This window comes from Mucilaginibacter sp. P4_D1 (genome assembly GCF_056401935.1).
Window position 1 is genome coordinate 19,379 of record NZ_JBFUIJ010000021.1, and the last position, 14,637, is coordinate 34,015.

The 14,637-nt window shown below is 41.9% G+C and carries 14 protein-coding genes; 10 read left to right on the top strand and 4 right to left on the bottom strand.

The window, feature by feature from the left end; all coding sequences use genetic code 11:
• Positions 1 to 141: 141 nt before the first annotated feature.
• The 4 genes from AC1DV1_RS18005 (at position 142) to msrB (ending at position 7,104) form a co-directional block, all read left to right on the top strand.
• Positions 142 to 2,472 carry a penicillin-binding protein 1A gene (locus AC1DV1_RS18005; protein WP_477361693.1) on the top strand — a complete coding sequence of 777 codons (2,331 nt, stop codon included), beginning with the start codon at positions 142 to 144 and terminating at the stop codon, positions 2,470 to 2,472.
• A 110-nt stretch (positions 2,473 to 2,582) separates the two neighbouring features.
• The gene (locus tag AC1DV1_RS18010) at positions 2,583 to 5,801 is read left to right on the top strand and encodes a tolB protein precursor (protein ID WP_477361695.1); all 3,219 of its coding nucleotides are present in this window, start codon (positions 2,583 to 2,585) and stop codon (positions 5,799 to 5,801) included.
• A gap of 110 nt (positions 5,802 to 5,911) precedes the next feature.
• Complete coding sequence (locus AC1DV1_RS18015; RefSeq protein ID WP_477361697.1) at positions 5,912 to 6,499, top strand: fasciclin domain-containing protein; 588 nt, start codon at positions 5,912 to 5,914, stop codon at positions 6,497 to 6,499.
• 131 nt (positions 6,500 to 6,630) lie between these two features.
• On the top strand, positions 6,631 to 7,104 hold the full coding sequence (msrB, locus tag AC1DV1_RS18020) for a peptide-methionine (R)-S-oxide reductase MsrB (protein WP_477361699.1): 474 nt from the start codon (positions 6,631 to 6,633) through the stop codon (positions 7,102 to 7,104).
• Here the strand turns inward: msrB and AC1DV1_RS18025 are convergent.
• Entirely contained in the window at positions 7,094 to 7,450 is a 357-nt protein-coding gene (locus AC1DV1_RS18025) for a GIY-YIG nuclease family protein (RefSeq protein ID WP_477361701.1), read from the bottom strand. The genes msrB and AC1DV1_RS18025 overlap by 11 nt on opposite strands.
• Positions 7,451 to 7,536: 86 nt before the next feature.
• Here AC1DV1_RS18025 and AC1DV1_RS18030 point away from each other — a divergent pair, with 86 nt between their 5' ends.
• The 6 genes from AC1DV1_RS18030 (at position 7,537) to AC1DV1_RS18055 (ending at position 11,921) form a co-directional block, all read left to right on the top strand.
• Complete coding sequence (locus AC1DV1_RS18030) at positions 7,537 to 8,313, top strand: XRE family transcriptional regulator (RefSeq protein ID WP_477361816.1); 777 nt, start codon at positions 7,537 to 7,539, stop codon at positions 8,311 to 8,313.
• A 74-nt stretch (positions 8,314 to 8,387) separates the two neighbouring features.
• The gene (locus AC1DV1_RS18035) at positions 8,388 to 8,765 is read left to right on the top strand and encodes a hypothetical protein (protein WP_477361703.1); all 378 of its coding nucleotides are present in this window, start codon (positions 8,388 to 8,390) and stop codon (positions 8,763 to 8,765) included.
• A 106-nt stretch (positions 8,766 to 8,871) separates the two neighbouring features.
• Complete coding sequence (locus tag AC1DV1_RS18040) at positions 8,872 to 10,002, top strand: aminotransferase class I/II-fold pyridoxal phosphate-dependent enzyme (RefSeq protein WP_477361705.1); 1,131 nt, start codon at positions 8,872 to 8,874, stop codon at positions 10,000 to 10,002.
• A complete protein-coding gene (gene bioD, locus AC1DV1_RS18045) occupies positions 9,992 to 10,609 on the top strand; it encodes a dethiobiotin synthase (protein ID WP_477361707.1) in 618 nt (205 codons plus the stop codon). The genes AC1DV1_RS18040 and bioD overlap by 11 nt, the downstream gene beginning before the upstream one ends.
• A 64-nt stretch (positions 10,610 to 10,673) precedes the next feature.
• A complete protein-coding gene (locus AC1DV1_RS18050) occupies positions 10,674 to 11,582 on the top strand; it encodes a 3-hydroxyacyl-CoA dehydrogenase family protein (protein WP_477361709.1) in 909 nt (302 codons plus the stop codon).
• Positions 11,583 to 11,630: 48 nt separating this feature from the next.
• The gene (locus tag AC1DV1_RS18055; RefSeq protein ID WP_477361711.1) at positions 11,631 to 11,921 is read left to right on the top strand and encodes a hypothetical protein; all 291 of its coding nucleotides are present in this window, start codon (positions 11,631 to 11,633) and stop codon (positions 11,919 to 11,921) included.
• A gap of 113 nt (positions 11,922 to 12,034) precedes the next feature.
• Here the strand turns inward: AC1DV1_RS18055 and argS are convergent, their stop codons facing one another.
• Genes argS through AC1DV1_RS18070 form a run of 3 tightly spaced genes read right to left on the bottom strand, consistent with a single transcriptional unit; the run spans position 12,035 to position 14,634 of the window.
• On the bottom strand, positions 12,035 to 13,963 hold the full coding sequence (gene argS / locus AC1DV1_RS18060; RefSeq protein ID WP_477361713.1) for an arginine--tRNA ligase: 1,929 nt from the start codon (positions 13,961 to 13,963) through the stop codon (positions 12,035 to 12,037).
• Between the two features lie 42 nt (positions 13,964 to 14,005).
• A complete protein-coding gene (locus AC1DV1_RS18065) occupies positions 14,006 to 14,395 on the bottom strand; it encodes a type II toxin-antitoxin system VapC family toxin (protein WP_477361715.1) in 390 nt (129 codons plus the stop codon).
• The gene (locus tag AC1DV1_RS18070; protein ID WP_477361717.1) at positions 14,380 to 14,634 is read right to left on the bottom strand and encodes a hypothetical protein; all 255 of its coding nucleotides are present in this window, start codon (positions 14,632 to 14,634) and stop codon (positions 14,380 to 14,382) included. Before AC1DV1_RS18070 ends, AC1DV1_RS18065 begins: the two co-directional genes overlap by 16 nt.
• Between the last annotated feature and the right edge of the window lie 3 nt (positions 14,635 to 14,637).

The window sequence follows — 14,637 nt, forward strand, 5'->3', positions numbered from 1 at the left end:
CATCAAGTTATATTATGGAAATTTTAGCCTTTATTAAATAAAATGGCAGGCGGCTGTTATATATTTAGCTTTATATAAACTACACATATTAATATTTGTTTCGGGCTATGATTTAGCGCCATAATTTTACATCTTTACCCAATGTTCAGAGAAATACGAAACCGGTTTCTGCGATTCCTTGTTATCTTCATATACTTCGTTATCATCTTTTTTTGCTCTATAGAGCTCAACTTCCTTTGGCTTTTTGGTTATTCACCTGACATGCAGGATATTAAAACTCCTGTACTTTCTGTAGGGTCGGAGGTTTTTACTGCCGATGGTAAACTGATAGGCCAGTATTATAAAGAAAATCGCTCGCCTGTTGATTTAAAGCATATTTCGCCCAATCTGGTGAATGCGCTTATCTCGACCGAAGACGTGCGTTTTTACAGTCATGGTGGTGTCGATTTTTATTCGTTTTTTACCAGTATGATTTCCACGGCTAAAGGCGAGCGGCGCGGTGGCAGTACCATTACACAACAACTTGCCAAAAACCTCTTTGAAACACGTAAGCGCAAATCCCAGGGCTTTATCCGGAAAGTGCCTCTTATAAATACTGTTGTATATAAGTTTAAAGAGTGGCTTACTGCCTTTAAAATTGAACACGTATATAGCAAGCAAAAAATTCTTGAACTATATTTTAATACTGTGCCTTTTGGCAACAACACTTTTGGCATAAAAACAGCCACGTTAAAATACTTTAACAAACAGCCAGACCAGGTTAGTCCCGGTGAAGCCGCTTTGCTTATAGGCATGCTGAAAGCCACATCCAGCTATAATCCTATCCGCAACCCCGAACGTGCTACGGAACGCAGAAATACGGTATTAGGTCAGATGCTAAAAAATGGGTCAATTACCAAAGAACAATATACAAGCAGTTCACTATCGCCCATAAAACTCGATTTAAGCTATGTAGAAGAGGATTCGCATGGCGACTCATACCTTCGCCGTGCGGTTGAAAAGTGGCTTGATAAATGGTGTAAAGAAAATGGATATGACCTTTATGAAGATGGATTGAAGATTTACACCACCATAGATTCGCGGATGCAGCAATATGCCGAAGAAGCCGTTGCCGAAAAAATGAAAATGCTGCAAAAGCGTTTTTACAACCTATGGGGCAATAAAAACCCATGGCGCGATTCAAAAGGTGTCGAAATCAAAGATTTCATTTTAAAAAATGAGCAAAAACTGCCTATTTACAAATTGCTGGATAAAAAATTTGGCGGTGATACGGTAAAAATAAGCGAGTACTTTAAAACCAAAAAACGGATGACCGTTTTTACCTGGCACGGCGAGCAGGATACCATTTTTTCAACCATCGACTCTATTAAATATTACGCCAAGCTGTTAAATACCGGCATGATGACCCTTGAACCATCAACAGGCAAAATAAAGGTTTGGATTGGCGGTATCGACCATCGTTTTTTCAACTACGATCATGTAAATCAATCAAGAAGGCAGGCGGGATCTACCTTTAAGCCATTTGCCTATTTAACTGCGCTTGATAACGGCTATACCCCCTGCGATAAATTCACAGATCAGCCTGTAACCATAAAATATAAAGACAACGGTAAAGACGAAGTATGGCAACCCAATAATGCCGATTTTCACTTTTCGTACCAGGAAATGTCGCTAAGGTGGGCTATGGGTAAATCGGTAAATTCCATTACAGCCCAGCTTACCGAAAAAGTTGGATGGGATAAAATTGTACAGTACGCGCACAAATGTGGTATCGAAAGCCCTTTAAAATCGGTCCCCTCGGTGTCATTAGGTTCCAATGATGTTTCTGTTTATGAAATGGTACGTGCATACAGCACATTCCTGAATAAAGGCCAAAAGATAGATCCATTACTRGTAACTAAAATAACAGACCAGCAGGGTAATGTAATTGACGAATTTGAGTTGAAACAAGAAAAAGTATTGAGCGAAGAAACCGCCTGGCTGATGCTTTATATGTTCCGTGGTGGTATGGAAGAACCAGGAGGAACCTCGCAGGCCTTATGGGAATATAATGGGCTTTGGAAAAAGGACAACCAGATTGGCGGCAAAACCGGCACATCATCTGATTATGTTGACGGATGGTACATGGGTATAACAAAAGACTTGGTTACCGGCGTATGGGTTGGTGCCGATGACAGAAGCGTACACTTTACATCGTCCGAAACCGGTGAAGGATCGCACACGGCGCTGCCCATTTTTGGCCGCTTTATGGAGAAGGTTTATGCCGATCCGAAACTGGGTTATACTTACGGGCCTTTCCCAAAACCTTGGAGCAAGATCACCAAAAACTACAATTGTCCGTCGCCGCATATTGCCGCTGATACCACAGAGGTAGATAGTACAAGCAACCCTATTGATACCACCAACGTTATACCAACACCGGCTGCCAGTACGCCGGAGAACCCCGAAACAACGCCCGCCAATCAAAAATAGGGCATTTTAAGGGGATTAAAAGTTCATATACAAGTTTCAAATATCAATCGGCAGGCCCTACAGCCTGCCGATTATTCATTAAATTAGCCGTATTCTATTTAGTTTGAATTATGAATAAAACCTACTCATTGTTAAACAACGCTAAAAAGTTCAGCTTTATATTGGTATGCCTTATCTGCTCGCTGCTCATCAGCAACAGCGCCAGGGCGCAATATTTCGGCCAAAATAAGGTACGGTACAAAAACCTAAAGTTTAAAGTTTATAAAACACCGCATTTCGAAATTTACTATTACATTAAAAACGATAGTATGATCAAACGCTTTGCCCAGGAAAGCGAATTGTGGTACACCCTGCACCAACAGGTTTTTAAGGACACATTCAAAACAGCCAATCCAATTATTTTATACGCCAACCACCCCGATTTTCAGCAAACTACAGCCATTGACGGCGAAATTGGTGTAGGTACCGGCGGTATTACCGAGGGTTTAAAAAACCGCGTTGTGATGCCTGTGATGGAAACAAACCAAATGACACGCCACGTAATAGGGCACGAATTGGTGCACGCTTTTCAGTACCATGCGCTGTTAGGCGGCAATCAGAATGAGAATTTTGAGAACATCAATAATATCCCCTTATGGATGATAGAAGGCATGGCCGAGTATCTCTCGTTAGGTAAAAAAGATGCTTACACGGCCATGTGGATGCGGGATGCCTATTTGAACCATGATATCCCCACAGTTCGCGATCTTACAGAAAGTAACAAGTATTTCCCTTACCGCTATGGAGAAGCCTTTTGGTCATTTTTAGGGTCGACTTATGGGGATACTGTGATTGTGCCTTTCTTTAAAAACACCGCCCGCTATGGCCTTGCCTATGGCATCAGGCGCACATTTGGATATGACGATAAAACGCTATCCCGCTTGTGGAAAAACTCAATAGAAAGCACCTACAAGCCATTTTTAAAGGATACAGTACAAAACCCTGTTGGTTTAAAACTGGTAGATAAAGACAACGGCGGCGATCTGGTGGTTGCCCCTGCGGTAAGCCCCGATGGTAAATACCTCGCATTTCTATCTGCCAAAAGTTTGTTCAGTATCGACCTTTACCTGGCCGATGCCCGAACGGGTAAAATTTTACGAAAGCTGACCAGCAAAGTATCCAACACGCATATAGATGAGTTTAACTTCATCGAATCGGCCGGTGCCTGGTCGCCGGATAGCAAGCGGTTTGCGTTCAGCGTGTTTAGCAAAGGCCGTAACCGTATGGAAGTTGTTGATATCAACAACGGGCGCATCCTTGATGATGTATCAATGGAGCAGGCAGAGCAATTTAGTAACCTCTCCTGGTCGCCCAATGGTAAGGATATTGTTTTTACCGGCCTTGTTGAAGGCCAAAGCGATTTGTACTCCTATAACTTCGATACAAAAAAGGTTACGCAGCTCACCAACGATAAGTATACCGATTACCAGCCAACCTATTCCCGAGACGGCAAAAAAGTTCTGTTTTCAAGTGATCGCTCCACTTATGACCAATCGTTAGAACAGGCGATCACCTTTAATCTGGCCGAACTTGACCTGGCAACCGGCAAAGTAACCGATATCAAAATATTTAACGGGGCTAACAATTTAAACCCGCAATACTCGGCCGATGGAACTCAGATCTACTTCCTGTCCAACCGGGATGGTTTCCGCAATATGTACCGATACACCATCAGTACAGGCCAGGTTGAACAAATGACCGACCTGTTTACCGGAATCTGCGGCATCACCGAGTTTTCTCCGGCATTAAGTGTGTCTGCTAATGATGATGTGGTTTACTCCTACTACCGGGCACAAAAATACGCCCTGTATAATGCCAAAGCATCAGCGTTTAAACCAATTACTTTACAACCCCAGGCTGTAGATTTCGGCGCGGCTATGCTGCCCCCGCCCCGTGCCGTAGGTGTTGATCTGATCAATTCAAACCTGAACAATTTCCTGGCCTACCGTAAAATACCAACCGATTCTGTTAAAGAAATCCCGTACCGCCCTAAGTTTAAGCTTGATTACCTGGCAGGCAGCGGTGTTGGCATTGGCGTAAGCAGCTTTTACGGCACCAGCCTGTCAAGCGGTATCCAGGGTGTTTTCAGCGATATACTGGGCCGGAATCAAATCTTTGCGGCCGCATCGGTAAACGGTCAGATTTATGACTCAGGCGCAGCCGTAACTTATGTAAACCAAACCGGCCGATGGAATTTGGGCACAGGAATATCGCATATCCCTTACCTGTTTGGTATACAAACCGAAACACTCCCGGTTCAAAACGTAGGCGGCAAAAACGTAAAAGTATTATCTCAAAATACAGATATCATCCACAATTTTGAAGATGCCGCCAGGGTATTCACCTCCTACCCTATTGATAAAACAAACCGTTTTGAAGTAAGTGCAGGCGCATCCTATAACTCATACCGGGTGGATAGGTATAGCGATACCTATAAAATTGATACCGCGGTTGACGCTAATAACAAACAAACATTAACCTACACCTATCTTAATTCAGATAAGAAAAAGGTAGCCAATTCGGACGAAGCGGCCTTACTGGGTTATAATTTAAAATCATACGCGCTTTTCCAACTCTCAACCGCGCTGGTTGGTGATAACTCGTTTTTTGGAGTAACGGCTCCGCTAAACGGTTTTCGTTACCGATTAGAAGCAGGTTACAATTTTGGTACCTACAAATTCTTTTCGCCAACTATCGATCTTCGTAAATACGTACGTGTTGAGCCGGTTACCTTTGCAGCCCGCTTTTATGGCTATGGTCGCTTTGGCGATTCAAACGGCATTTACCCCTTATTTATCGGTTATCCCTTTTACATCAGGGGTTATGAAGGACAAACTTTTTACAATAACAATAGCAAGTCGTCAAACGGTTTTAATATCGACCAATTATCGGGTAGCCGGATGGCGGTATTCAATTTTGAAACACGCTTGCCCTTTACCGGGCCCGAAAAGCTGGCACAAATCAAATCTAAATTCCTGTTTACTGATCTGAACTTGTTTTTTGACGCAGGCCTGGCCTGGAATGCCGGCGAACACATTTATTTTCAGAAAAACCCTCCGGTTTTAAGCCGCACGGCTGTTGTGGATGAAAACGGTGTACCACAAGTTGACAGCAACGGAAACCCTGTATTTAATACAACTTACGGCCGTGTACCTGCTTTAAGCGCGGGCATATCGTTAAGGATAAACGTTTTTGGGGCCTTTGTACTGGAGCCTTACCTGGCTATTCCTTTTAACCGCACCGATGTTAAAAAACCTGTGTTTGGGCTGGGCTTCACACCGGGCTGGTAATACCCTTGTTAAAAATATATTTAAGCGGCCATGCGCCGCTTTTTTTATTTAAAACCTAATTTAGCAAAAACAGTTAACTGTTTGATTGTTATACCTGTAACCAACCCACTATGAAAAATTTGATATTACTTGCTGCTTTGCTTTTATTAGGTTCCACATTATTTGCACAAACAAAGGCTGTAAACCCTAAAGCAATTGGCCCGCTAAAAGTTGTTGCAGGCGATGGTATGTTACCGGCAAACGATATCGTCAAAAACCTGGCGTTATCCCAGGACTTATCTGTGTTTTATAACTTTCTTAAAACCGCCAACCTGGCGCTTACGTTTCAAAGCCGCGGTCCCATTACCATATTTGTTCCTGTTAACGGCGCTTTTCAGAATTTACCTGGCGGAAGACTTGATTCGTTAATGAAACCATCACACTTTTGGGAACTCACCCGTATTTTGAGTTACCACGCTATACCGGGTTGGCTAAAGGCAAAGGATATTGAAAAGCAGATTAACAAAAATAAAGGTATGGCTACATTTACTACGCTTACTGGTAATAAGCTAAACGCCAAAATTGATGCCAACCGCAATATAGTATTGATTGATGAAAATGGCGGGGAAAGCATCATTAATCGTTTTGATATAGAGCAAAATAACGGCATGTTGCATGTGGTAACCAAAGTATTGCTACCTAAGGCAAAAGTTATTTAAATTGTACTATGCGATGACAAACCGCTTAAAATGCATTTGMGTATTTTAATTATAATTAGTTGTAAGGATAAATCCGCTTTTACGACTAAAGAGGTAAATCATAGTTCAAAAAACACGAAATGAATAACGTAATGAGAAAATCAATTTTTGCCATAGCTATATTAAGCGTTATAACAGCTTTTGGCTGCCAGAGCAGTAATGGCCAGGCTAAACATAAGCTAAGTAAACCGGCGGCAGAGTGGAAAAAAACACTTACCCCTAACCAATACTACATTATGGTTGAAAGTGGTACCGAACCTCCCTATAAAAATGATTATTGGAATAACCACGAGAAGGGTGTTTACGTAAGCGCCGCCACGGGCGAAGTATTATTCAGCTCCGAGGACAAGTTTGATAGCGGCACAGGGTGGCCAAGCTTTGTAAAAGCTGTCGACCCCAAAAAAGTTGCCATTGTTACCGACAACAGCTACGGTGTGAGCCGTGATGAGGTAATAGAAAAAAGTACCGGATTGCACCTTGGCCACGTTTTTGATGATGGCCCTGCCGATCGCGGTGGCAAAAGGTATTGCATGAATTCGGGCGCTTTAAAATTTATTAAAAAGTAATAGCGCGCCTGTTAGCGTTTACAGACGGGCGCAATTGAGGCCTTGTACGTATGCCGMTTTCATATTTTAATCCAATGGTCAGATCTACCCAATCAGGGTTAACAGGTCTGATCATTTTCTCTTTTTGAGGCCTTGTATAGGTGCTTACAGTTTTAAAACGTTCCATAGCCTGCTCTTCGGTATTAATTTCCTCAAAATACACTAAACGATTAAGCTGCTGCGCGCTATCAAAAAACAAAGTTGGCATATCGCTGTAAAACTGCAGCGTTTTTACCAGGTCTGAGCATAAGCCTACATGAAGGTTTTTCCTGTTTCTGTCGGTGATGATATATACAAAACGTTTCATTTTTTGATAAAAAATTTGGTGAACGAATAAATATTACTAACTTTATGAGCATAAAATTACTAATAAATTTAGCAAATGCAAATTTTATRTCAATAATTTCACAAAATATTAAATTCMTTCGCAAAAAGAAGGGAATTACCCAACAGCAATTCGCTGATGAAGTAGGTATAAAACGCTCATTGGTAGGCGCTTATGAAGAAGAGCGTGCCGAGCCGAAATATGAATTACTAAAACAGTTAGCAATTTACTTTGACATTAGTATTGATGACTTTATTAATGAAACCATTAATGAAAAGTGGGCGCCAAAGCCAAAAGGTAACCCCGCAAACCTACGCGTGCTGAGTATTTCTGTTGATAAAGAGGACAACGAAAACATTGAAATGGTGCCACTTAAGGCCAGTGCCGGCTACTTAAATGGCTATGCCGACCCTGAATATGTGGCCAAGCTGCCTAAGTTTTACTTACCCATGTTTAAACAAGGCACCTACCGTGCTTTTGAAATAAAAGGCGATTCGATGTTGCCTATAGTATCGGGTGATATCATTATTGCCGAGTACCTTGAAAACTGGGCCGATGTAAAACCCGGCGAAACTTACGTGGTAATATCAAAAGATGACGGCGTTGTATATAAAAGGATAGGTAACAAATTCAAAGACAATAAAAAGCTAAAGCTGATGTCTGATAACCCGGTATATGAGCCGTATGAAATAAACGGAGAAGATGTGCTGGAAATCTGGAAGGCAAAAGGCTATATATCAACACAGTTACCACAGCCAACACCCGAACCGACTATGGAAAGCCTTACCAATATGATGGCCCAGATGCAGCGTTCGATATCCAACCTACAGCAAAGCAACAATTAAGTTACATCGGCTTTCTTAAACCTTTACGTTATATCTTTATCTTAAGATTAAAACGTAAATAAATTAAAAGAGCTATGAAAAAATTTCTGTTGATGTGCTGTTTCCTGATGGGGATTGCAGCAGTAAGCCATGCACAAGGTGGAGGTATGAGGAAGAGCCCCGAAGACCGGGCTAAAGATTTACAGACACAGTTAAAATTAACTGATGATCAAACCGCTAAAGTTACAGCCATTTATAAAGAGCAGGCTGCAAAAATGGACAGCGTGAGAACTGCCGCCAATGGCGACAGGGATGCAATGCGTAGCGCCATGATGCCGATGAGAAAAGCAACTAACGATAAAGTGAAAGCTATTTTAACGCCAGATCAAGCTACTGCTTTTGACAAGGTGCAAAAGGACATGATGGATAGGATGAGACAAGGTGGCGGCGGAGGAGGTGGTTCCCAAAACTAATTCAATATAATACTACAAAAGAAGCGGCGATGAGCCGCTTTTTTTATTTTTGCATGGTAAAGCAAAAGCTCCGCATTAGATATACTTTAATAAAGCATCCCGTAAATTGACATCAGCCAGCGAATACCTGAAAAAAAAACTTGACGCGCGAAAGGAATTTGGCATACATCGCAGCCTGAAACCAGAAAACAGCCTTGTCGATTTTTGTTCAAACGATTACCTGGGTTTTGCCCGGTCGATAGTATTAAAAGAAGATGTTAAAACCGAATTGAATAGTCATCCATTGAGCCTAAACGGCTCAACCGGCTCAAGGCTGCTTTCAGGAAATTCGCAATATGCCGAAGATCTGGAACAGGAAATTGCCGCATTTCATGGATTTGAAGCAGGCTTACTATTTAACTCAGGCTACGACGCCAACCTCGGCCTGCTCTCGTCCCTTGCGCAGCGCGGCGATACCATCATTCTTGATGAATTAATACATGCCTCTGCAATCGACGGTGCAAGGCTAAGTAACGCCAACCGGTATAGCTTCAAACATAACAGCATCGAAAGCCTGGAGGCCAAATTAAAGGCATCTAAAGGCAATTGTTATGTGGTTGTAGAAAGCATATACTCGATGGACGGTGATTCGGCTCCAATAAAAGATATCGCTGATATGACAGAAAAGTACGGTGCGTATTTAATTGTTGATGAAGCCCATGCATTGGGCTTGTACAAAAAAGGCTTAACAAACCAACTTGGCCTACAAAACCGCGTATTCGCCACGGTTTTCACTTTTGGTAAGGCACTTGGCAGTCACGGGGCTATTGTGCTGGGCAGCAAGGTGCTTAAAGAATACCTCGTAAACTTTGCCAGGTCATTTATTTATAGCACGGCACCCTCCTTTCATCACTTGGCTTCGATAAAAATGGCTTATCACCTTTTAAATAATGCCGAAGAGGAAATTATCAACCTAAAAAACAACATCGCATATTTTAAAAACCATATTTACTTCAATAGCGATTATCCTTTATTGAAAAGCGATAGCGCTATCCAATGTATTATTTTAAAAAACAATGACACAGCCCGCCTGATAGCAAACACCTTACAGTCAGCCGGTTTAAATGTACGGCCCATTTTAAGCCCAACGGTCGCCGCCGGAACAGAACGTATAAGAATATGCCTGCATAGTTTTAATACCTTAAATGAATTAGCTTTGCTGTGTAATACAGTAAATAATTTTATTAATGCCCGCTAAACAACCCATTTTTATTACCGGCATTGGCACCGGTATTGGCAAAACTATAATATCGGCAATTGTGACCGAAAAATTAAAAGCCGATTATTGGAAACCTATCCAATCCGGCGATTTGGATAATAGTGATACCATGAAAGTACAAAGCCTGGTTTCCAATCCCGCCACAAAATTTCATCCCGAAGCGTATCGGTTAACACAGCCATTTTCTCCTCATAAATCAGCCGCAATTGATAAGGTTAGTATCGACATGGAAAACATCCTCTTACCTAAAACAGATAACCAGCTGGTGATTGAAGGCGCGGGTGGCCTGATGGTACCGTTGAATGATAATTTTTTGATGATTGACCTGATTAAACAACTTAACCCAAAAGTGGTCCTGGTATCGCAGCATTACTTGGGGAGCATTAATCATACCTTGTTATCCATACACGCGCTCAAAAAATACAACATAGAGGTTATGGGTATAATATTTAACGGTGCTAAGGATATATATTCCAAAAGCTATATTCTAAATTATTCCAATCTGCCGGAATTGGGCACCATACCCACTTTTGAAAACCTAACCAGGAAGGCAGTTACAGATGCCGGAGCTCTTATTAGCCTATAATAGCTTGGTGACGTTTTGCAAAACCAATAATTTGAATCAATTTAGTAATTGTATAAACTGATAAATGATGAAAAACATAACCGTTATTGGATCCGGAACGATGGGTAATGGCATAGCCCACACCTTTGCGCAATATGGTTTTGAGGTAGCGTTGGTTGACATCAATGCTGATGCCCTGGCAAAAGCTGTGCAGACAATTACCAATAACCTTGACAGGCAACTAAAAAAAGGCAGTATAGATGAGCATGGTAAAACAAACACGCTAAGCCGGATCAAAACTTATACCGATCTGAAAGAGGGGGCTGCAACCGCCGACTTGGTTATTGAAGCCGCTACCGAAAACCGGGAAATTAAACTCAAGTTATTTAAGCAACTAAGCGAAATTTGTTCGGACGAGGTTATTCTCACCTCCAACACATCATCTATATCAATAACCGAAATTGCGGCTGCCACCAAAAATCCCGGCAATGTAATTGGCATGCATTTTATGAACCCGGTACCGCTAATGAAGCTGGTGGAAGTAATCAGGGGCTATTCTACAGCAGATTCGGTTACTCAAACCATTATGCAACTGGCCCAAACGCTGGATAAAGAGCCTGTGGAAGTAAACGACTACCCCGGTTTTGTTGCCAACCGCATTTTAATGCCAATGATTAACGAAGCCATTTACACCCTATACGAAGGTGTAGCGGGAGTGCTGGAAATAGATACCGTTATGAAATTAGGCATGGCGCACCCCATGGGCCCGTTACAGTTGGCCGACTTTATTGGGTTGGATGTTTGCCTGGCCATTTTAAAAGTACTGCACGATGGCTTCGGCAATCAAAAATATGCCCCTTGCCCCCTGCTGGTAAATATGGTTACAGCCGGCCACCGCGGCATAAAAACCGGAGGTGGATTTTATAAATATACAGCGGGCAGTAAAGAGTTCGTAGTAGCAAACAAGTTCACCAAATCCTCATTAAACCAATAATCTCAGAGACTGTCAAACATCTGTAAGTAACTATTAAACATTTTACAGATGAAAACAATTGCGAAAACCGGATTAGTATTAGCCTTATCAGCATCACTATTTACATCCTGCGCAGCAGATTATTATGTAGCCGAACGCCCTGCCGAACCTGTATATGTACGCCCGGCGGCACCCTACCCCGGCGCTTATTGGGTGCCTGGCGAATGGGCCTGGCGTGGAGGCAGCTATGTTTATGTAAACGGCTACTACGCAAGGCCGCGTGCCAATCGTGTATATGTACAAGGCTACTGGCATCCCGTTCGCCATGGCTATGCATGGCATAGGGGTTATTGGAGGTAAGCGAAGCCCCCTAAGCCCCTAAAGGGGGAACAATAGTTTTAAAAGCAAAACGCATAGTCAACCAAATGACTATGCGTTTTGCTTTTAAACTCCCTATTCAGGAGCCAGGGGCTTTACATTCTCTCTGGTACATCTATTCCTAACAAAGCCATTCCTTTGCTTATTACTTTGGCCGACGAAGCGGATAGTTCCAATCTAAATTGTTTCAGCACATCGTTTTCTGCCTGTAGTATCGATTTTTCGTGGTAAAACTTGTTGTAAGTCTTTGCCAATTCGTAAACATAGTTTGCAATAATTGCAGGGCTATAGCTATTGGCGGCATCTGCTATTACCGTAGGGAACTGGGTTAATAAAACAATCAGGTCACGTTCTACCGTATCTAAGGCTGTTGTTTCAATTGTGCTGTTAACCTGGTATTCTGCGCGGCTTAATACCGACCTGATACGGGCATGTGTGTACTGAATAAAAGGCCCTGTATGGCCCTGAAAATCTACCGATTCATTCGGATCGAACAACAAACGTTTTTTAGGATCAACCTTAAGCAGGAAATATTTTAAGGCCCCCATACCTATGGTGTGATACAATTGTTGTTTGTATTCGTCGCTAAAGCTATCTACCTTGCCCATGGCATCGGTTTGTTCTTTTGCTGTAGCATCCATTTCGGCCATCAGGTCATCGGCATCAACTACCGTACCCTCGCGAGATTTCATTTTACCAGATGGTAGATCGACCATACCATACGACAGGTGGAACAGCCCATCAGCACCGGCTTTGCCTAATTTGTTCAGGATCAGGAAAAGTACTTTAAAGTGATAATCCTGTTCGTTACCTACCACATAAATGGATTTATCCATGTGGAAGTCGTTATATTTCAATTGAGCAGTACCTAGATCCTGGGTAATGTAAACCGACGTTCCGTCTCCGCGTAAAACCAGTTTTTCATCCAGCCCATCGGTAGTCAGGTCTATCCAAACCGAACCATCCGGCTTTTTAAAGAAAACACCTTTTTCAAGACCCTCATCAATAATATCTTTACCTAACAGATAGGTGTTCGATTCGTAGTAATACTTGTCAAAATCAACGCCCAATTGCTTATAAGTTTCGGCAAAGCCTGCGTAAACCCAGCTATTCATGGTTTTCCAAAGGTCGAGAACTTCAGTGTTCCCGGCTTCCCATTTCTGGAGCATCTGCTGGGTTTCAACCATCAGCGAGGTAACATTTTTTGCTATCTCTTTGATCTTGTCTTCCTCGGTGCCAATTTTATCTGTTAACTCACCAATAAGTTTGGTTTCGTCTTCGGGTGTAGCGTATTTTTTTGATTTTAGTTTATCAATACTAATCAGCAGCGCCTGTATTTTCTCTTTTTGGTTATCATTAAATAGCGTCAGATCGTTTTCCTCGTAAACGCGTTCCAGGATAGGTACCAATTGTTTTCTCAGTTCCTTATCAAACAACACATAATATTTGCCCACCAAATGGTCGCCTTTTAAGCCGGATGACTCAGGCGTTTCGCCGTTGCCAAACATTTGCCATGCCAGCATAGATTTACAGATGTGGATACCACGATCGTTCACCAGGTTTGCCTTCACAACATCGTACCCGGCAGCTGCCAGAATTTGCGCCACCGAAAAACCTAAAAGATTATTACGGATATGGCCCAGGTGCAACGGCTTATTGGTATTTGGCGATGAATATTCAACCATTACCTTTTGACCGTTAGACTTAGCCACAGCAAAATTATCGGGTAATATCTGGTTATATAGCTGGCCAATCCAATATTCGTCACTTAACGAAATATTTAAAAACCCTTTAACCACGTTGAAAGCGGCAACTTCTTTTAACTCATTTTTAAGGTACTCGCCTATCTCGGTACCGGTTTGTTCGGGGCCTTTTCGGGAAAATTTGGTGAACGGAAATGTGACTATGGTAATTTGTCCCTCAAATTCTTTACGGGTTTCCTGTAAGCTTATAGCGGCCGGGGCTACATCTGTTTGGTACAAATGTTTAATGGCTTTAACGGCCGCTTCAATAATAAAATCCATGCAGCAAAATTAATTAAATTGGGGAGATTAAGTAAAGGAGTGCTAATTTATAAGCTGTAAGTCGCTAACACGCTCGAAATGTTTTTTATTTAACGTGGCACAAGGAATGTTTTTGCTTATCGCTGTGGCAGCAATGAATAAATCCTCGGCTCCAATTTGTTTATTAATCTGCTTTAATTCGCCCTTAATTTTAGCACTGATCAAAGCCGCCTTAGAATCAAAAGGTAAAATAGTTAATGGTTTAAAAAACTCATCCCACATTTCTATTTGATTGGCAGGAGCGCCACTATAAATTTCATATTGCGTTATCGTAGATACAGCGAAGGATTTCGCTTTTTCCGATAACTCAAACCATAAAGTCTTAGTCTTGTCTTTTTTTCTGAAGTAATCTATCAGCACGGATGTATCTAATAAAATCACTTTCTTGTCCAACTATTCAATTGTTTTTGTGTTTCCTTAAAAACTGCATAATGTTCGTCGGTCATTACCGGTCCATTTAAAAGGAATTTCTGAAAGTCGGTGAGTTTATCTTCTGACAATTTCTTTTTCTTTATACCTGTTTGGGCCGTTGGCTTACTAAGTTCTTCCTTCAAAATTGCGCGTTTGTCTTCGGACAATGCCTGCACTGCCTGCAATAGATCATCAAACGCTATTTCTTCCTTCAAATCCATATT

Excerpts from the sequence above, each read along its gene's own strand:
- AC1DV1_RS18010 (WP_477361695.1), top strand. The coding sequence starts at position 2,583 with ATGAATAAAACCTACTCATTGTTAAACAACGCTAAAAAGTTCAGCTTT.
- AC1DV1_RS18015 (WP_477361697.1), top strand. The coding sequence starts at position 5,912 with ATGAAAAATTTGATATTACTTGCTGCTTTGCTTTTATTAGGTTCCACA.
- msrB (WP_477361699.1), top strand. The coding sequence starts at position 6,631 with ATGAGAAAATCAATTTTTGCCATAGCTATATTAAGCGTTATAACAGCT.
- AC1DV1_RS18035 (WP_477361703.1), top strand. The coding sequence starts at position 8,388 with ATGAAAAAATTTCTGTTGATGTGCTGTTTCCTGATGGGGATTGCAGCA.
- bioD (WP_477361707.1), top strand. The coding sequence starts at position 9,992 with ATGCCCGCTAAACAACCCATTTTTATTACCGGCATTGGCACCGGTATT.
- AC1DV1_RS18050 (WP_477361709.1), top strand. The coding sequence starts at position 10,674 with ATGATGAAAAACATAACCGTTATTGGATCCGGAACGATGGGTAATGGC.
- AC1DV1_RS18055 (WP_477361711.1), top strand. The coding sequence starts at position 11,631 with ATGAAAACAATTGCGAAAACCGGATTAGTATTAGCCTTATCAGCATCA.
- argS (WP_477361713.1), bottom strand. The coding sequence starts at position 13,963 with ATGGATTTTATTATTGAAGCGGCCGTTAAAGCCATTAAACATTTGTAC.
- AC1DV1_RS18070 (WP_477361717.1), bottom strand. The coding sequence starts at position 14,634 with ATGGATTTGAAGGAAGAAATAGCGTTTGATGATCTATTGCAGGCAGTG.